At 63.3% G+C, this 15,683-nt stretch carries 15 protein-coding genes; 4 read left to right on the top strand and 11 right to left on the bottom strand.

What is annotated here, in order from left to right:
• Positions 1-246: 246 nt before the first annotated feature.
• Positions 247-984, bottom strand: a complete 738-nt coding sequence (locus AKL28_RS21535; protein WP_050470369.1) for an IclR family transcriptional regulator — start codon at positions 982-984, stop codon at positions 247-249.
• Positions 985-1,234: 250 nt separating this feature from the next.
• Between AKL28_RS21535 and AKL28_RS21530 the strand changes: the two genes are divergently transcribed.
• The 3 genes from AKL28_RS21530 to prpF are packed head-to-tail and all read left to right on the top strand — an operon-like array spanning position 1,235 to position 5,829.
• Complete coding sequence (locus AKL28_RS21530; RefSeq protein ID WP_050470368.1) at positions 1,235-1,942, top strand: GntR family transcriptional regulator; 708 nt, start codon at positions 1,235-1,237, stop codon at positions 1,940-1,942.
• A 52-nt stretch (positions 1,943-1,994) separates the two neighbouring features.
• Complete coding sequence (gene acnD, locus AKL28_RS21525; protein WP_050470367.1) at positions 1,995-4,616, top strand: Fe/S-dependent 2-methylisocitrate dehydratase AcnD; 2,622 nt, start codon at positions 1,995-1,997, stop codon at positions 4,614-4,616.
• Positions 4,617-4,638: 22 nt separating this feature from the next.
• Positions 4,639-5,829, top strand: a complete 1,191-nt coding sequence (gene prpF, locus AKL28_RS21520) for a 2-methylaconitate cis-trans isomerase PrpF (RefSeq protein ID WP_050470366.1) — start codon at positions 4,639-4,641, stop codon at positions 5,827-5,829.
• Between the two features lie 32 nt (positions 5,830-5,861).
• Here the strand turns inward: prpF and rbsD are convergent, their stop codons facing one another.
• From rbsD to AKL28_RS21470, 10 genes are all read right to left on the bottom strand, one after another.
• Entirely contained in the window at positions 5,862-6,254 is a 393-nt protein-coding gene (rbsD, locus tag AKL28_RS21515) for a D-ribose pyranase (RefSeq protein ID WP_050470365.1), read from the bottom strand.
• Positions 6,255-6,278: 24 nt separating this feature from the next.
• Positions 6,279-7,178, bottom strand: a complete 900-nt coding sequence (gene rbsK / locus AKL28_RS21510; RefSeq protein WP_050470364.1) for a ribokinase — start codon at positions 7,176-7,178, stop codon at positions 6,279-6,281.
• A gap of 7 nt (positions 7,179-7,185) precedes the next feature.
• Positions 7,186-8,187, bottom strand: a complete 1,002-nt coding sequence (locus tag AKL28_RS21505; RefSeq protein ID WP_050470363.1) for a LacI family DNA-binding transcriptional regulator — start codon at positions 8,185-8,187, stop codon at positions 7,186-7,188.
• 22 nt (positions 8,188-8,209) lie between these two features.
• A complete protein-coding gene (locus tag AKL28_RS21500; RefSeq protein ID WP_050470362.1) occupies positions 8,210-9,181 on the bottom strand; it encodes an ABC transporter permease in 972 nt (323 codons plus the stop codon).
• 49 nt (positions 9,182-9,230) lie between these two features.
• Positions 9,231-10,796 (bottom strand): sugar ABC transporter ATP-binding protein, encoded by a 1,566-nt coding sequence (locus AKL28_RS21495; protein ID WP_050470361.1) that lies wholly within the window; start codon positions 10,794-10,796, stop codon positions 9,231-9,233.
• Between the two features lie 85 nt (positions 10,797-10,881).
• Complete coding sequence (locus AKL28_RS21490) at positions 10,882-11,829, bottom strand: sugar ABC transporter substrate-binding protein (protein ID WP_050470360.1); 948 nt, start codon at positions 11,827-11,829, stop codon at positions 10,882-10,884.
• 51 nt (positions 11,830-11,880) lie between these two features.
• Positions 11,881-12,060: a hypothetical protein gene (locus AKL28_RS21485; protein ID WP_050470359.1), complete on the bottom strand. Its 180-nt coding sequence runs from the start codon at positions 12,058-12,060 to the stop codon at positions 11,881-11,883.
• A 43-nt stretch (positions 12,061-12,103) separates the two neighbouring features.
• Positions 12,104-13,126, bottom strand: coding sequence for an ABC transporter substrate-binding protein (locus tag AKL28_RS21480; RefSeq protein ID WP_050470358.1), 1,023 nt, complete (start codon positions 13,124-13,126; stop codon positions 12,104-12,106).
• Positions 13,127-13,189: 63 nt separating this feature from the next.
• Positions 13,190-14,062 (bottom strand): ABC transporter permease, encoded by an 873-nt coding sequence (locus AKL28_RS21475; RefSeq protein WP_050470357.1) that lies wholly within the window; start codon positions 14,060-14,062, stop codon positions 13,190-13,192.
• A 25-nt stretch (positions 14,063-14,087) separates the two neighbouring features.
• Positions 14,088-14,879: an ABC transporter ATP-binding protein gene (locus AKL28_RS21470; protein WP_050470356.1), complete on the bottom strand. Its 792-nt coding sequence runs from the start codon at positions 14,877-14,879 to the stop codon at positions 14,088-14,090.
• 333 nt (positions 14,880-15,212) lie between these two features.
• Between AKL28_RS21470 and AKL28_RS21465 the strand changes: the two genes are divergently transcribed.
• Positions 15,213-15,683 (top strand): GNAT family N-acetyltransferase (locus tag AKL28_RS21465; RefSeq protein WP_156226432.1); only part of this gene is annotated, 471 nt, incomplete at its 3' end.

The raw sequence follows: 15,683 nt of genomic DNA, 5'->3' as shown, positions 1-15,683 counted from the left end.
GCATCGGTCCCGACGCGGATCACGTTATCGGCGGCATGGGCCGCAGGAACGGCCGCAGTGAACAGGGCAAAGACTGCCGTACAGGCACAAAGCAGCTTGGAAAGTTTCATCATGGTTTCCTCAGTGAAAAGCAATGGGTCGAACTGCGGCAGGATGATTTCCTGGCGACATCACAACAACAAAAATCTCTGGCCGCTTACCCATGCCTTTTAAGCATGACCCCTGCCGGCCCCAACCTGGAATCTCTCAAAAACGATTGCAAATGCGCTGCGCCGCCTCCACGGTCATGCGGATCAGTTCCTGTTCGCGCGCCCCGACACGCAATGCCGGCGCCATCAGCGTGATCGTGCCTTCCAGGCGGCCGTTGGATGTCGTAATCGGCACCGAGACGCCCCAAACGCCCAGATCGACCTCGCTCTCACTGATGGAATAGCCACGGCGACGGATGTCTTCAAGCTGCGCTTCCAGTGCGGCCACCTCTTCCTGCTTGTCGCCCAGCTGGTCGGCCAGCAGCTTTTGCTGCAGCTTGCGCGGCATGAACGCCAGCAGGCTCTTGGCCGACGCGCCTTTGTGCAGTGTATGGGCGCGGCCCTTGGTGAAGGAACAGCGCAGCGGCTGGGTGCTCTCTTCCATGGCGATGCAGACCATCTCGCCATTGATATAGACCAGGAGGCCCACGCTCTCGCCGCTGCGCGCGACCAGTGCGCTGATCTCTTCGCGGCTTTGGCTGACCAGGTTGGAATTCTGGTCGAAGCCCCAAGCCAGCTGCACCCCGGTCGGACCGGGTTCGAAGGTGCCGGAATTCATATGCTCCTGCAACAAGCCCCACTTCTTGAGCGACGCCAGGTGGCGATAGACGGTACTGACCGGCTGCTGCACCATCGCGGCGATCTGCTTGGCGCTGACAGGCTTGCCCGCGCGCGCCACGCCAGCTAAAACATGAAGTACACGGTCGACGATGGTCGAGGTTTGAGGAGAGTCCATGGAAGCAATATAAGTTTAAATTCTCAGTTTTGGATTTAATTTCTCATATGGAGAGAAATTTTCTTTTAAAAATTTGAAGAGCCAATTCGTTTTTCTCAAATTGCGGCAAATTTTCCCATTGGAAAAGCAAATTGACTCATGCTATTTTTTTACCGCCCCAGGCTAGCGATATTTAATTGTCGACACTTGCAAAACATTTAGCGCAAAGTGCTATGATTAAACAAAGAAAATAGCCAACATTGTCGACACCATGAGCGAATTGATCACTTTGCCGGGTTCGGAGCGAGATGGGGAGACACTTTCGGAACATGTATTCCGAAAAATCCAGACCGCCATCGTCCAGGGCGACATCGCCCCCGGCAGCAAGATTTCCGAGCCCGAACTGGCGCGCACCTACGGCATCAGCCGTGGTCCGCTGCGCGAGGCGATCCATCGCCTGGAAGGCCAGAACTTGCTGGTGCGCGTGCCCCACGTCGGCGCCCGCGTGGTGTCGCTGACCCTTGAAGGGCTGGTCGAACTGTTCCAGATCCGCGAGTCGCTGGAAGGCATGGCTTGCCGGCTGGCAGCCGAACGCATGAGCCGCGCCGAACTCGACGAACTGCGCCGCGTGCTGGACACGCACGAGAAGGACGAAGCCTTCCAGGCCGGCCGCGGCTACTACCAGCAGGAAGGCGACTACGACTTCCACTACAAGATCATCCAGGCCAGCGGTAACGAAATCCTCACGCGCATCCTGTGCGGAGAGCTGTACCAGCTGGCGCGCATGTACCGCATCCAGTATTCCGCCACCCCCAACCGTCCACGCCAGGCCTTCGCCGAACACCACCGCATCCTCGATGCGCTGGCCGATGGCGACGGCGAACTGGCCGACCTGCTGATGCGCCGGCACATCGGCGCCTCGCGCCGCAATATCGAACACCAGATCGCACAGGCCAACGCACAGCGCGATCAAGCCTGACAACGACATCCCCAACGCATCCATTGACCGAGACAACCACGAGCCATCCGCCATGAACACTCAATACCGCAAGCAACTTCCCGGCACCACACTGGATTATTTCGACGCCCGTGCCGCCGTCGACGCCATCAAGCCCGGCGCCTGGGACGGCCTGCCCTACACGTCCCGCGTGCTGGCCGAGAACCTGGTGCGCCGCTGCGATCCGGCCACGCTGACCGACTCGCTGCGCCAACTGATCGAGCGCAAGCGAGAGCTGGATTTCCCCTGGTTCCCGGCGCGCGTGGTGTGCCATGACATCCTGGGCCAGACCGCGCTGGTCGACCTGGCCGGCCTGCGCGATGCGATCGCCGACATGGGCGGCGACCCGGCCAAGGTCAATCCGGTGGTGCCGGTGCAACTGATCGTGGACCACTCGCTGGCGGTGGAATGCGGCGGCGACGATCCGCAAGCCTTCACCAAGAACCGCGCTATCGAAGACCGCCGCAACGAAGACCGCTTCCACTTCATCGACTGGACCAAGCTGGCCTTCGAGAACGTGGACGTGATCCCGCCCGGCAACGGCATCATGCACCAGATCAACCTGGAGAAAATGTCGCCGGTGATCTACACCAAGGACGGCGTGGCCTTCCCCGATACGCTGGTCGGCACCGACAGCCACACCCCGCACGTGGATGCACTGGGCGTGATCGCCATCGGCGTGGGCGGCCTGGAAGCCGAGAACGTGATGCTGGGCCGCGCTTCATGGATGCGCCTGCCCGACATCATCGGCGTCGAACTCTCCGGCCGCCGCCAGCCCGGCATCACCGCTACCGATATCGTGCTGTCGCTGACTGAGTTCCTGCGCAAGCAGAAGGTGGTCGGCGCCTATCTGGAGTTCTATGGCGACGGCGCTTCCAGCCTGACCCTGGGCGACCGCGCCACGATCTCCAACATGGCCCCGGAATACGGCGCCACCGCCGCGATGTTCTCGATCGACCAGCAGACCATCGACTACCTGAAGCTGACCGGCCGCGAAGATGAGCAAGTCAAGCTGGTGGAAACCTATGCGAAGCAAACCGGCCTGTGGTCCGACAGCCTGAAGAACGTCGAGTACGAGCGCGTGCTGCGCTTCGACCTCTCGACCGTGGTGCGCACGCTGGCCGGCCCGAGCAATCCGCACAAGCGCCTGCCGGTGTCCGAGCTGGCCGCGCAAGGCATTGCCGGCAAGGTGGAAAACGAGCCGGGCAAGATGCCCGACGGCGCCGTCATCATCGCCGCCATCACCAGTTGCACCAACACCAGCAACCCGCGCAACGTGATCGCCGCCGCGCTGCTGGCGCGCAATGCCAACCGCCTGGGCCTGCAACGCAAGCCTTGGGTGAAGAGCTCGCTGGCGCCGGGATCGAAGGCAGTCGAACTGTATCTGGACGAAGCCGGCCTGACCGGCGACCTGGAAAAGCTGGGCTTCGGCATCGTCGCCTTCGCCTGCACCACCTGCAACGGCATGTCGGGCGCACTCGATCCGAAGATCCAGCAGGAAATCATCGACCGCGACCTGTACTCGACCGCCGTGCTGTCGGGCAACCGCAACTTCGACGGCCGTATCCACCCCTACGCCAAGCAAGCCTTCCTGGCTTCGCCGCCGCTGGTGGTGGCCTATGCGATCGCCGGCACCATCCGCTTCGATATCGAACAGGATGTGCTGGGCACCACCGCCGATGGCCGTGAGATCCGCCTCAAAGACATCTGGCCGTCCGACGAGGAGATCGACGAAGTGGTCAAGGCCGCCGTCAAGCCGCAGCAGTTCCGCAACGTCTACACGCCGATGTTCGCCGCCCGCGTCGACCGCGGCACCAAGGTCAGCCCGTTGTACGACTGGCGCGCGCAAAGCACCTACATCCGCCGTCCGCCCTACTGGGAAGGCGCGCTGGCCGGCGAGCGCACGCTGCGCGGCATGCGTCCGCTGGCGGTGCTGGGCGACAACATCACTACCGACCACCTGTCGCCGTCCAACGCCATCCTGCTCGACAGCGCCGCCGGCGAATACCTGGCCAAGATGGGCTTGCCGGAAGAAGACTTCAACTCCTACGCCACCCACCGCGGCGACCACCTGACCGCACAGCGCGCCACCTTCGCCAATCCGAAGCTGTTCAACGAGATGGTGAAAAAGGAAGACGGCAGCGTGAAGCAAGGTTCGCTGGCGCGCCTGGAACCCGAGGGTAAAGTGATGCGCATGTGGGAAACCATCGAAGCCTACATGGAGCGCAAGCAGCCGCTGATCATCATCGCCGGCGCCGACTACGGCCAGGGCTCCTCGCGCGACTGGGCCGCCAAGGGCGTGCGCCTGGCCGGCGTGGAAGCCATTGCAGCCGAGGGCTTCGAGCGCATCCACCGCACCAACCTGATCGGCATGGGCGTATTGCCGCTGGAGTTCAAGCCGGGCGAGAACCGCAACACCTACGCCATCGATGGCACCGAGACCTATGACGTCATCGGCGAGCGCCGCCCGCGCGCCGACCTGACGCTGGTGATCCACCGCAAGAACGGCGAACGCGTCGACGTGCCGGTGACCTGCCGCCTGGATACCGCCGAGGAAGTCTCGATCTATGAGGCTGGCGGCGTGCTGCAGCGCTTTGCGCAGGATTTCCTGGAAGCCTCGACCAATGAAGGCAAGAACGGCCGCAAGTCGGTCTGACTCCGCAACAAGGAAGCATGACATGAGCCAAGTCCCCCAAATCCGCATCCCCGCCACCTACCTGCGCGGCGGCACCAGCAAGGGCGTATTTTTCAAGCTGGACGACCTGCCCGAAGCCGCGCGCGTGCCCGGCCGCGCGCGCGACAAGCTGCTGCAGCGCGTGATCGGCAGCCCCGATCCCTACGGCAAGCAGATCGACGGCATGGGCGCCGCCACCTCCAGCACCAGCAAGACGGTGATCATCTCCAAAAGCACGCGCCCCGGCCACGACGTCGACTACCTGTTCGGCCAGGTCTCAATTGACAAGGACTTCGTGGACTGGAGCGGCAACTGCGGCAACCTGTCGGCTGCGGTCGGCCCGTTTGCCATCGCCGCCGGCCTGGTCGCGGCCGACAAGGTGCCGCAGAATGGCATCGCCGTGGTACGCATCTGGCAGGCCAATATCGCCAAGACCATCGTCGCCCACGTCCCCATCACCAACGGCCAGGTACAGGAGACCGGCGACTTCGAGCTGGATGGCGTGACCTTCCCGGCGGCCGAAGTACAGCTGGAATTCATGGACCCGGCGGCCGATGAAGACGGCGCCGGCGGCGCCATGTTCCCTACCGGGAACGTGGTCGACACGCTGGAAGTACCGGGCATCGGCAGCTTCCAGGCCACCATGATCAATGCCGGCATCCCCACTATCTTCCTCAATGCCGAAGACATCGGCTACACCGGCACCGAACTGCAGGACGCCATCAACAGCGACCCGGCCGCGCTGACGCGCTTTGAGACCATCCGTGCGCACGGCGCGATCCGCATGGGCCTGATTGCCAAGGTGGAAGAAGCTGCCACGCGCCAGCACACGCCCAAGGTGGCCTTTGTGGCCAAGCCCAAGGATTACATCTCGTCCAGCGGCAAGCCCGTCACCACCAAGGACGCCGACGTGCTGGTGCGCGCCATGTCGATGGGCAAGCTGCACCACGCGATGATGGGTACGGCTGCGGTTGCCATCGGCACCGCGGCGGCGATTCCCGGCACGCTGGTGAACCTGGCTGCAGGCGGCGGTGAACGCAACAACGTGCGCTTCGGCCATCCGTCCGGCACGCTGCGGGTGGGTGCTGAAGCCAAACTGGAAAACGGCCAGTGGGTCGTAACCAAGGCCATCATGAGCCGCAGCGCGCGCGTACTGATGGAAGGCTGGGTACGGGTGCCGGGCGACGCGTTCTGATCAGCAGCGGTCAGCGACGCGCTGACCGCGACTCAAAACACCACGCCCGAGGACAGGATGATGTTGGCGTAAGGCGTGCATTCGCCGGTCCGGATGAAGGCCCGCGCCTGGCGGGTATGCTGCTTGAATTGATCATGCGGCAGCAACTGCCTCCCCGGCAGCGCCAATGCCTCGATCTGCGCATTCAGCGCCGGGCTACGCTGGGCTAGTTCCTGCGCCAGCACATGGTGCTCAACCTGCAGTTCGGTCAAGATCACCTTGAGCGTATCCATGAAACCTGGAATGCCCGGCGTCAGCGCCAGGTCGATCACCGGTACGCCGGCGGGCGCCGGCAGACCGGCATCGCCGATGACAAGCGTGTCGCCATGGCCCATGCAAGCGATCACTTGCGAGATGGCGGCGTTGAGCAGGGGCGTTTTCTTCATGATTTTCCTTGGCGGTTCGGCAGGTTACAGGAGCACTTCGTCGCGCATCGGGATTGATATCTGTGCGCCGGTGCGCGTGACGCTGATGGCAGCAGCGGCCTGGCCGTAAACGATGGCGGTGAATTCATCGCGGCCTGCATCGAGCGCGGCGATGAAACCGCCGATAAAGGTGTCGCCGGCGGCGGTAGTGTCGACCGCCTTGACCTTCTGTGCATCCAGATGGCGCGCGCCGGCCTGTTCGAAGTAGCCGTATACGCCCTTCTCTCCCAATGTCACCACCACGTTGCGGGCGCCGCGCGAACGCAGCTTCGCCACCAGCATGGGGATGTCGTCGGACTCTTCTTCCGCCAGCATCGCCGCCTCAATCTCATTCAGGATGAGGTAGTCGATCTTCTCCAGCATCCCTGCCGGCAAGGCTTGCGCCGGTGCGGGATTGAGCACCACGGTTTTGCCCAGCGCGTGCGCCATGTCGATGGCGTACGTGACGACCGGCATCGGCACTTCCAGTTGCAGCAGCACGATGGAGGCCGAGGCGATCAGTTCGCGTGCCCGCTCCAGCTGGGCGACGCCCAGTCGCGCGTTGGCGCCGGCGGCCAGTACGATGCTGTTCTGCGCCTGGTCGTCGACCAGGATGGAGGCGATGCCGGTGGCTTCATCGGCGATGTCGGCGATGTAGCGGTCGTCGATGCCGTTGGCGACAATCGAGGCGCGCATCTGGCCGCCGAACGCATCGCTGCCCAGGCAGGCGACCATGGCTACCGGCGTGCCGTCCTGGCACAGGCGCGCACAGGCCACGGCCTGGTTCGCGCCCTTGCCGCCGGGGATGGTCATGAACTTGCCGCCGGCCAGGGTTTCTCCGGGAATGGGCATGCGCGGTACGCGCAAGACCAGGTCCATGTTGATGCTGCCGATAATGACAATCATGGTGTTTCTAGACTTTCAAAAGTGGAGCCGTCGAGCCCCGGATCTGCAATTGCGGCGCAACCGTTTCGCGCCGGATAGGTCGTTTGGGATCGGCAATCCGCTCCAGCAGGCATTGCGCGGTCAGGTTGCCGAGCTGGCGCGTGTTCTGCGCCACCGTGGTCAGCGGCGGGTGCACGAACTGGGCCAGTTCGATGTCGTCGAAGCCGACCACCGACAGCGCTCCCGGCACGGCGATGCCAAGCTCGCCGGCCGCGCGCAGCACGCCGATGGCCATCAGGTCGTTGCAGCAAAAGATGGCGTCCGGCGCCGGCTGCGCCTGCAGCAGCTGCATCGCCGCGCGGTAGCCGCCGGTGCTGGTGAAGTCGGCGTGCAGCACGGCCGACGATGCCAGCCGGGCACCCTGCTGTTCAATGCAGCTGCGAAAGCCGCCGACGCGTTCATCCGACAGCGCCAGCCCGCGCGGCCCGGCGATGCAAGCCAGGCGCTGGCGCTGCATGGCCATCAGGTGCTGTGCCGCCAGTTGGCCGCCCTGCACGTTGTCGGTGCTGACCAGGTCGATCATCAGTTCCTTGGGCGCGCGGTCCAGCAGCACGGTGGGAATCTTCAGGCGGCCCAGCAGCGCGTGGTCGGTCTGCGTCAGGGTGGCGATGATCAGGCCGTCGCAGCGCTTGGTCAGCAGCACCTGCAGATAGTCGTTCTGCTTGTCGGCGTCGTCATCGGAGTTGCACAGGATGACGCTGTAGCCGGCGCCATAGCAAAAGTCCTCGATGCCGCGTGCCAGCTCGGAGAAATACGGGTTGGTGTTGTTGGGGATGATCAGGCCGATACTGCCGGTGACCTTGCTCTTGAGCGAGCGCGCCAGCGCGCTGGGCACGTAGGCCAGCTCTTCGACCGCGCTCAGCACGCGCTGGCGCGCCTCGGCGCTGACCGGCCGCGTCTCATTGAGCACGTGCGAAACCGTGGTGAAGGACACCCCGGCCAGCCGTGCGACGTCCTTGATGGTTGCCATAAAAAATGTAGATGCCCGGCGCTTAGCGGCCGTGCCGCTCGCCGCGGCGGCGATAGGTGTCGAGGATCACCGCTGCGACGATGACTGCGCCCGTGATGATACGCTTCATCGGCTCGGAAACGCCGATCTGCGCCAGTCCGGCCTCCAGCACCGAGATGATCAGCACGCCGATGAAGGTGCTGATGATGGAGCCGCGCCCGCCCATCAGGCTGGTGCCGCCGATCACCACCGCCGCGATGACCTGCAGCTCCATGCCGACGCCGCCGTTGGGATCGGCCGCCTCCAGGCGCGAGACCTGGAACAGCGCGGCGATGCCTGCGAATGCGCCCATCAGGGCGAAAGCCAGCACCTTGCTGGGATTGGGGTTCACGCCCGACAGCCGCACTGCCTCCTGGTTGGTGCCGATGCCGATCCAGTAGCGGCCCAGCACGGTGCGGGTCAGCACCAGATGCGCCGCCACCACGATGGCGATAGCCGACAGGAAGGCCGGCGACATGCCCAGCAGGATGGGCGAGCTGACCACGTCGACCGCGCTGCCGATGTATTCGGTGCGCGAATTGGTGACCTGGTAGGCCAGCCCCCGGGCGATTTCCAGCACGCCCAGCGAAACGATGAAGGACGGGATGCGCCAGTGCACCGAGATCATCCCGGTCACCGTGCCGCAGATGGCGGCCACCACCACTCCCAAAGAGGCAGCGGCATACAGCGGCCAGCCCCAGCGCACCATGGCCATGGACAACATCGAGGCCGCCAGCGCCATCACCGAGCCGACCGACAGGTCGATGCCGCCGATGATCAGGATAAAGGTCATGCCCACCGCCATCACCACCAGCGGCGGAATGTCGTTGGACAACGTGATGAAGGTGGCGGCGGACAGGAAGTTCTCGCTCAGGAAGGCAAACATCGCGCACATCGCCAGCAGCGCGATGACCAGCCCGGTGTAGTTCTTGAAGCCTGCCAGGACGGCCTGGTGGCGGGTGGACGAAGTCGACATGTTGTAGTTCTCTGTGTGTTCTTTGCTGGGTAAAGGGAGGCCTGCGGCCTCAGACAGTATTGCTGGCCGGTTCGGCGGCGCCGGCTTCCTGCCGGCTCACGTAACCGCTAAAGGCGGCGGCCAGGATACGTTCCTGCGACCAATCGGCACGGGCAAAGGTCTCGACGATGCGGCCGGCGCTCATGACGGCGATGCGGTCGCAAATCTGCATCAGCTCGCGCAGGTCGCTGGAAACCACCAGCAAGCCCTTGCCCTGCCCCGACAGTTCGGCGAACAGCTTGTAGATGTCGGCCTTGGCGCCGATGTCGATGCCGCGGGTGGGCTCGTCGAACAGCATCACCGGGCAATCGCGGTACAACCAGCGCGCGATCACCACTTTCTGCTGGTTGCCGCCGGACAGCTCGCCGGCCGCCTGGCCGACATGGCTGGAGCGGATCCTCAGCTTGCCGACGAAGTCGCGCGCCGCGCTGTCTTCGGCTTCATGGTCGAGCACGCCGGCGCGGCTGACGCGGCCCAGGTCGGCCAGCGAGGTGTTGATGCTGATCGATTGCGGTAGCAGCAAGCCCTGGCCCTTGCGGTCTTCGGTGACCATGGCGATACCGGCCCTGACCGCATGCTTGGGGCTGCGCAGGTCGGCCGCGCGGGTGGCATCGCCGATGAAGACCTCGCCGCTGTCGGCACGGTCGGCGCCGAAGATCAGGCGCAGCAGCTCGGTGCGGCCGGAGCCGATCAGGCCGGCCACGCCGAGAATCTCGCCGCCGTGCAGGTCGAAGCTGGCCGGCTGTACCGCACCGCTGCGGCCCAGCCCGCGCACCTTGAGCAGCGGCGCGCCGATGCGGCGGTGCCCGGTATCGAGATCGACCTTGGTCAATTCACCGGCCATCATCTGCACCAGTTGCTCGGTGCTGTGGCGGGTGATGTCTTCGTCGCATACCAGGCGGCCGTCGCGCAGCACCACGATGCGGTCGGCGATGCGCTTGAGTTCTTCCAGCCGGTGCGAAATATAAATGATGGCCACGCCCTCGGCGCGCAGCTTTTCGATGCGCGAGAACAGCAGTTCTACCTCGCGGTTGGTCAGCATCGCGGTGGGCTCGTCCAGCACCAGGCAGCGGCAGCTGCCGATCAGGTTGCGCGCGATTTCCACCATCTGCTGGTGGCCCAGGCCCAGTTCACCCACCGGCGTCCACGGGTCGAGTTCGCCTAGGCCAACTACCTCCATCTGCACTTTTGCGGCAGCGGCCAGTTGCTTGCGGTTGATCCAGCCGAAGCGCTGCGGCAGCTTTTCCAGGAACAGGTTTTCGGCAATGGTGAGCGTGGGGATGAGGTTGAGCTCCTGCATCACCATGCGGATGCCCAGTGCCTCGGCCTCGGTGCGCGAGGCCGGCGCGTAGGGCTGGCCGTCCAGGTACATCTGCCCGGCGCTGGCATCCACCAGGCCGCACACGATCTTGGACAAGGTGCTCTTGCCGGCGCCGTTTTCGCCGGTCAGCGCCAATACCTGGCCGGCGCGCAGTTGCAGGTCGATGCCGTCGAGCACCGGCGCGGCGTAGCGCTTGCCGATGCCCGACAGGGTCAGCAAGGAAGCGGATTGGGATGGAGAGTCGGTTGGCAGCATAGAGGCGTTAGCACTGGTTGGCGCATGACGGATGACCTGCACAGCAACTCGGGTACAGGCCATCCGCAAGTCAAAGCAAGGCTGCTTACTTGGTGATCAGCGAAACCTTGGTCTCGACGATGCCGCCCAGGCTGCTCTGCGATTTTTTCTCGGTCACCGCCTTCAGGGCGATTTCGATGCCGTTCACGGCCTGCTGCGAGGCAAACTGGTCAACGGTCGCCAGCACGCGGCCGTCCTTCAGCATCGGCTTGATGGCGTTGATGTTGTCGTAGCCCACCAGCAGCACCTTACCGGTCTTGCCGGAGGCGCGGATTGCGGCCACCGCGCCCAGCGCCATGTTGTCGTTGCCGGCCAGGATGGCCTTGATGTCAGGGTGGGCGTTGAGGATGGCGGCAGCCACCTTGTTGCCCTGGTCGATTTCCCACTGGCCCGACTGCACGGTCACGACGTTGGCGCCGACTTCCTTCATCGCATCCTGGAAGCCCAGCGTGCGCTGCTGCGCGTTGACGGTGGTCGATACGCCTTCGATGATGGCGACCTTGTCACCCTTGTGCAGTTGCTTGCCGAGGTAGTCGCCGGCCAGCTTGGCGCCCTTGCGGTTATCCGGGCCGACGAAAGGTACGCTGATGCCCTTCTCCTTGAGCGCCGCGTCATCGAGCTTGTTGTCGATGTTGACCACGATGATGCCGGCGTCGATCGCCTTCTTCACCACCGGCACCAGGGCTTTGGAGTCGGCTGGCGCGATCACTAGCGCGCTGACCTTGGAGACGATCATCTGCTCGACGATCTTGATCTGGTTGGCGGTGTCCTGCTCGTCCTTGATGCCGTTGGCGATCAGGTCGTACTGGCTGGCGTGCGCCTTCTGGTGCTCGCGCGCGCCGTTTTCCATGTTCAGGAAGAATTCATTGGCCAGCGATTTCATCACCAGCGCGACCTTGGGTTTGGCCGGAGTCTGCGCCATGACGGAAGCGGGCAGCACCGAGCAGGCGAGCAATGCGGCGAGCGCGAATTGGCGGCGGGTCAGTTTTTTCATTGATGTCTCCATGTTCTGGTGTTATCGGTTTTTCAACGATGTTGAGTACCGTTACTGGATGCGCAAACGTTTGCGCGCAGCAGAGAATAGCACCGAAAAATATCCGCGGACAAGCTGCACCTGCACATTTCCTGGCAACATCATTCCGATGTCTCCGGCAAAGGCGGCGCTGCCGTTATGGCGGGCTCTCTGCATCGCCGCCCCCAATTGCCCATAAAAAAAGGCTTCCATCCGGAAGCCTTTTTGTTGATGCGCCTGAACGGCAAACTGGCAATCAACTGCCTTTACGATCCTTGAATGCCGGCACGAACAGCTCGTTCCACACTGCCGGCTTGGTCTTGATGGTGCCGGCTTTGCTCATGAACAGCACGTATTGCATGATGTCCACCGGCGTGGTCGAGAACTCGGTGCCGGGATCGGCCAGCATCTGCTCTACTTCCTCCTGCGGCAGCTTCATCTTGGACACGCGTAAGAAGGTCTCGGCCGCGCCCTTGCGGTTCTTGGCGATGTAGGCGTTAGCCTCTTCCTGCGCGGCCATGAAGGCTTGCGTCAGCTTGGGATTCTTCTCGGTGAAAGACTTCAGCCCGAATACCACGTCCATGGTGATGTGGCCCAGCACATCGGAGGTGTTCAGCACGCGGCTGATGCGCGGATCCTTGGCTTCCTGGTAGGAAAACGGCGGCGAGGTGAAGTGGGCCGTGATTTCGGTCTTGCCCGACAGCAGCGCGCCCATGGCTTCCGGGTGCGACAGGCCGACGGTCAGCGGATCCATCTTGGCGTAGTTCCCGATGCCGAAGGTCTTGGCCGAGGCCATCTGCAGCAGCACCGCCGACAGCGAAGTCTTGATGCCCGGGATGGCGATCTTGTCCTTGGAGGTGAAATCCTTCAGGGACTTGACGTTGGGGTTATTGGTGTTCAACCACAGCGGCGAAGTGGACAACGCTCCCAGCCCGACCACTTCCGAACGCGGGATGCCGTGCGCCTTGGACCACAGCGTCACGAAACCGGGCGCGCCGGTGCCGGCGATGTCCAGGTTGCCGGCCAGCATGGCGTCGTTGATCACATTGCCGCCGTCGAGCAGCACCCACTTGGTCTTCACATCGCCCAGGCCAAGCGCCTTGGCATGCTTCTCGACCAGGCCCTGGTCGCGGATCACCATCAGCGGCAGGTACAGCAGGCCGTAGCCGTGCGAAATACGCACCTCGGTCGCTTCGGCACGGGCAGTGCCGGTAACGGCCGTGGCGGACAACGCCAGCGTGGCGGCGATCATCATGCGGGAAAAAATGCGGCGGTTCATTGTCGTCTCCTTCATTATTGGAAGTTTATCGGTATCGCAAACATCTGTCGGTCTGTTCAGTACTCAGTGCTGCATGCCCCAGCGGCGGATGGTGCGCTTTTCGATCTGGGCGAAGATCAGGTTCTCTACCACCAGGCCGATCATGATCACGAAGAACAGGCCCGAGAACACATTGGCGGTTTCCAGCTGGTTACGGTTTTCGAAGATGTACCAGCCCAGACCACCAGAGCCGGAAGACACGCCGAATACCAGCTCGGCCGCGATCAGCGTGCGCCAGGCGAAGGCCCAGCCGACCTTGAGGCCGGTCAGGATGCTCGGGAAGGCAGCCGGGATCAGGATGGACCTGACCAGCGAGAAACGGCGCAGGCCATAGTTCTGCCCCACCATGCGCAAGGTATTGGAAACCGCGCGGAAGCCGCCGTGGGTATTGAGCGCCACGGCCCACAGCACCGAATGCACCAGCACGAAGATGATGCTGCCGGTACCCAGGCCGAACCAGATCAGCGCCAGCGGCAGCAAGGCGATCGCCGGCAGCGGGTTGAACATGGAAGTGAGCGTCTCCAGCAAGTCGTTGCCGATGCGCGAGCTGATCGCCACCGTGGTCAGCAGGCCTGCCAGCAGGATGCCCAGGCCGTAACCCACCAGCAGCGTCTGCATCGATACAGCGGCGCGCTCCAGCAGCACGCCGCTGGACAGGCCGTGCAAGAAGGCCTCCAGGGTCTCGCTGAAGCTGGGGAACAGCAGCGCGTTGTTCAGCCAGCGGCCGTAGATTTCCCAGATCACCGCCAGCACCAGCAGGATCACCGTCTTGCGCAGCCAGCCCAGGCGATAGAGCGATTCAAAGGCCGACAACGGGCGCTGCACTTCAGCGGTGGCATTGCGGTTGGGTTCCACCACGATTTCCGGGCGGACGAAGGGCAAGGTATTGTTGTTCATGCGTGTCTCCTGGTTGTCGCCTGTATCAGTGATGGGCGAACAGCATGTCGTTGATGCGGGTTTCGAGCTCGGCCTGGGCCGCGGTGCCCATCTGTTCCGGGGCGATGCTGTTCAATTCGGCGCGCACCTGCCCGGGGTGCGGCGTGAGCAGCAGGATGCGGGTACCGATGCGGATCGCCTCTTCGATCGAGTGCGTCACGAACAGCACGGTGAAGCGGGTGTCGTCCCACAGGCGCAGCAGCTCGTCCTGCATCTTGCGGCGCGTGAGCGCGTCCAGCGCGGCGAACGGTTCGTCCATCAGCAGCACGTCCGGCTCCATGGCCATGCCGCGCGCGATCGATACGCGCTGCTTCATGCCGCCCGAGAGCATGTGCGGATAGCTGTCGATGAACTTGGCCAGGCCCACCTTCTCGATGTAATACGCCGCGCGCTCGGCGGCTTCCTTGCCATGCAGGCGGCCGCTGGCGTTGAGCGCGAATTCGACGTTCTGGCGCACGGTCTTCCAGGGCAGCAACTGGTCGAACTCCTGGAACACCATCATGCGGTCCGGGCCCGGCTCGTGCACTTCACGCCCCTTCAGGCGGATGGCGCCGCCGGTCGGCTGCAGGTAGCCGCCGATGGCCTTCAGCAGCGTCGACTTGCCGCAGCCCGAGGGGCCGAGCAGGATGTAGCGGTCGGACGGATGGACGTTGAAGCTGACCTGCTGGGTCGCGGTGACCAGCGAATCGCTGGTCTTGTATTGCAGGGTAACGTTCTCGATTTCCAGCAGCGGCCGGGACGGATCGATGGCCGGCGCACCATGGGCAGGATTGCTCATGCAAGTCTCCAGTTTGTTTTTAATGATTGGGACGGATGCTAGGGCGCGAAGCTGTAACGAATCTGACTAAATCCTGACGCACGGATTTTTTCGCTCTTTTTCAAGGCGGCGATCATACAATTCAGGCCTGCTGGCCTGTTCCAATAAGTTCTGCCCTGGCGAGGCGACGGCTCCTGCCAGGGCGTATGCCTATCCACGGCACGCAACGTACGGCGGCTTCAGGACATCAGCTCCCCTGCTCGCGCGCACTGCTTTAGAATATGCGTTTTGTCGAAAGAACCGTCATGCCGTAGCCATGAAAGGCTTTCATTCTTGCAACCAAGTGTGGTGAAGATGAGCAAGCCTTTCATTTCTCTGTGCCCGGAGATCACTCGGGCAAACGCGTTGAATTTGATGGACTGGCTGGAAGACGAAAGCGTCATTCGCTATCTCAGCGATTCGCGTAATGTCTCCCGGTTCATCGAACAAGTCATCGATCGGGTCCAGTTGCCAATCCTGACCCACCTATTCAACCAGGGCGGCCGGTTCTTCATCGCCTACGACCGGCATGATGTGCCGGTAGGCTTCGTCCGCCTCGTCAAGACGGGGCCGGACTGCGAGATCGTCCTGGTCATCGGAAACCGCGACAACTGGGGCCGAAAGCTCGGCCCCAGTGCCCTCCGTGAAGGCATGAAGCTGGCCTTCTTCGACATGCGGGCCAAGACGCTCATCGCCAAGATCCATGCAGACAACACGCGCTCGCTGAAGGCATTCCTGGGCTGCGGTTTTCTGCTTGACAGCGAAACGCCCACGCTGAAGTCATAT

The sequence above is a fragment of the Herbaspirillum chlorophenolicum genome, assembly GCF_001189955.1.
GTDB lineage: Bacteria > Pseudomonadota > Gammaproteobacteria > Burkholderiales > Burkholderiaceae_D > Herbaspirillum > Herbaspirillum chlorophenolicum.
This window is presented reverse-complemented; position numbering and strand designations above follow the sequence as displayed.

What these genes read in the sequence shown, in the direction of transcription:
- AKL28_RS21530 (WP_050470368.1), top strand. Translation starts at nt 1,235, where the DNA reads ATGAGCGAATTGATCACTTTGCCGGGTTCGGAGCGAGATGGGGAGACA.
- AKL28_RS21500 (WP_050470362.1), bottom strand. Translation starts at nt 9,181, where the DNA reads ATGTCGACTTCGTCCACCCGCCACCAGGCCGTCCTGGCAGGCTTCAAG.
- AKL28_RS21485 (WP_050470359.1), bottom strand. Translation starts at nt 12,060, where the DNA reads ATGGAAGCCTTTTTTTATGGGCAATTGGGGGCGGCGATGCAGAGAGCC.
- prpF (WP_050470366.1), top strand. Translation starts at nt 4,639, where the DNA reads ATGAGCCAAGTCCCCCAAATCCGCATCCCCGCCACCTACCTGCGCGGC.
- AKL28_RS21475 (WP_050470357.1), bottom strand. Translation starts at nt 14,062, where the DNA reads ATGAACAACAATACCTTGCCCTTCGTCCGCCCGGAAATCGTGGTGGAA.
- rbsD (WP_050470365.1), bottom strand. Translation starts at nt 6,254, where the DNA reads ATGAAGAAAACGCCCCTGCTCAACGCCGCCATCTCGCAAGTGATCGCT.
- AKL28_RS21495 (WP_050470361.1), bottom strand. Translation starts at nt 10,796, where the DNA reads ATGCTGCCAACCGACTCTCCATCCCAATCCGCTTCCTTGCTGACCCTG.
- AKL28_RS21490 (WP_050470360.1), bottom strand. Translation starts at nt 11,829, where the DNA reads ATGAAAAAACTGACCCGCCGCCAATTCGCGCTCGCCGCATTGCTCGCC.
- rbsK (WP_050470364.1), bottom strand. Translation starts at nt 7,178, where the DNA reads ATGATTGTCATTATCGGCAGCATCAACATGGACCTGGTCTTGCGCGTA.
- AKL28_RS21505 (WP_050470363.1), bottom strand. Translation starts at nt 8,187, where the DNA reads ATGGCAACCATCAAGGACGTCGCACGGCTGGCCGGGGTGTCCTTCACC.
- AKL28_RS21480 (WP_050470358.1), bottom strand. Translation starts at nt 13,126, where the DNA reads ATGAACCGCCGCATTTTTTCCCGCATGATGATCGCCGCCACGCTGGCG.
- AKL28_RS21535 (WP_050470369.1), bottom strand. Translation starts at nt 984, where the DNA reads ATGGACTCTCCTCAAACCTCGACCATCGTCGACCGTGTACTTCATGTT.
- AKL28_RS21470 (WP_050470356.1), bottom strand. Translation starts at nt 14,879, where the DNA reads ATGAGCAATCCTGCCCATGGTGCGCCGGCCATCGATCCGTCCCGGCCG.
- acnD (WP_050470367.1), top strand. Translation starts at nt 1,995, where the DNA reads ATGAACACTCAATACCGCAAGCAACTTCCCGGCACCACACTGGATTAT.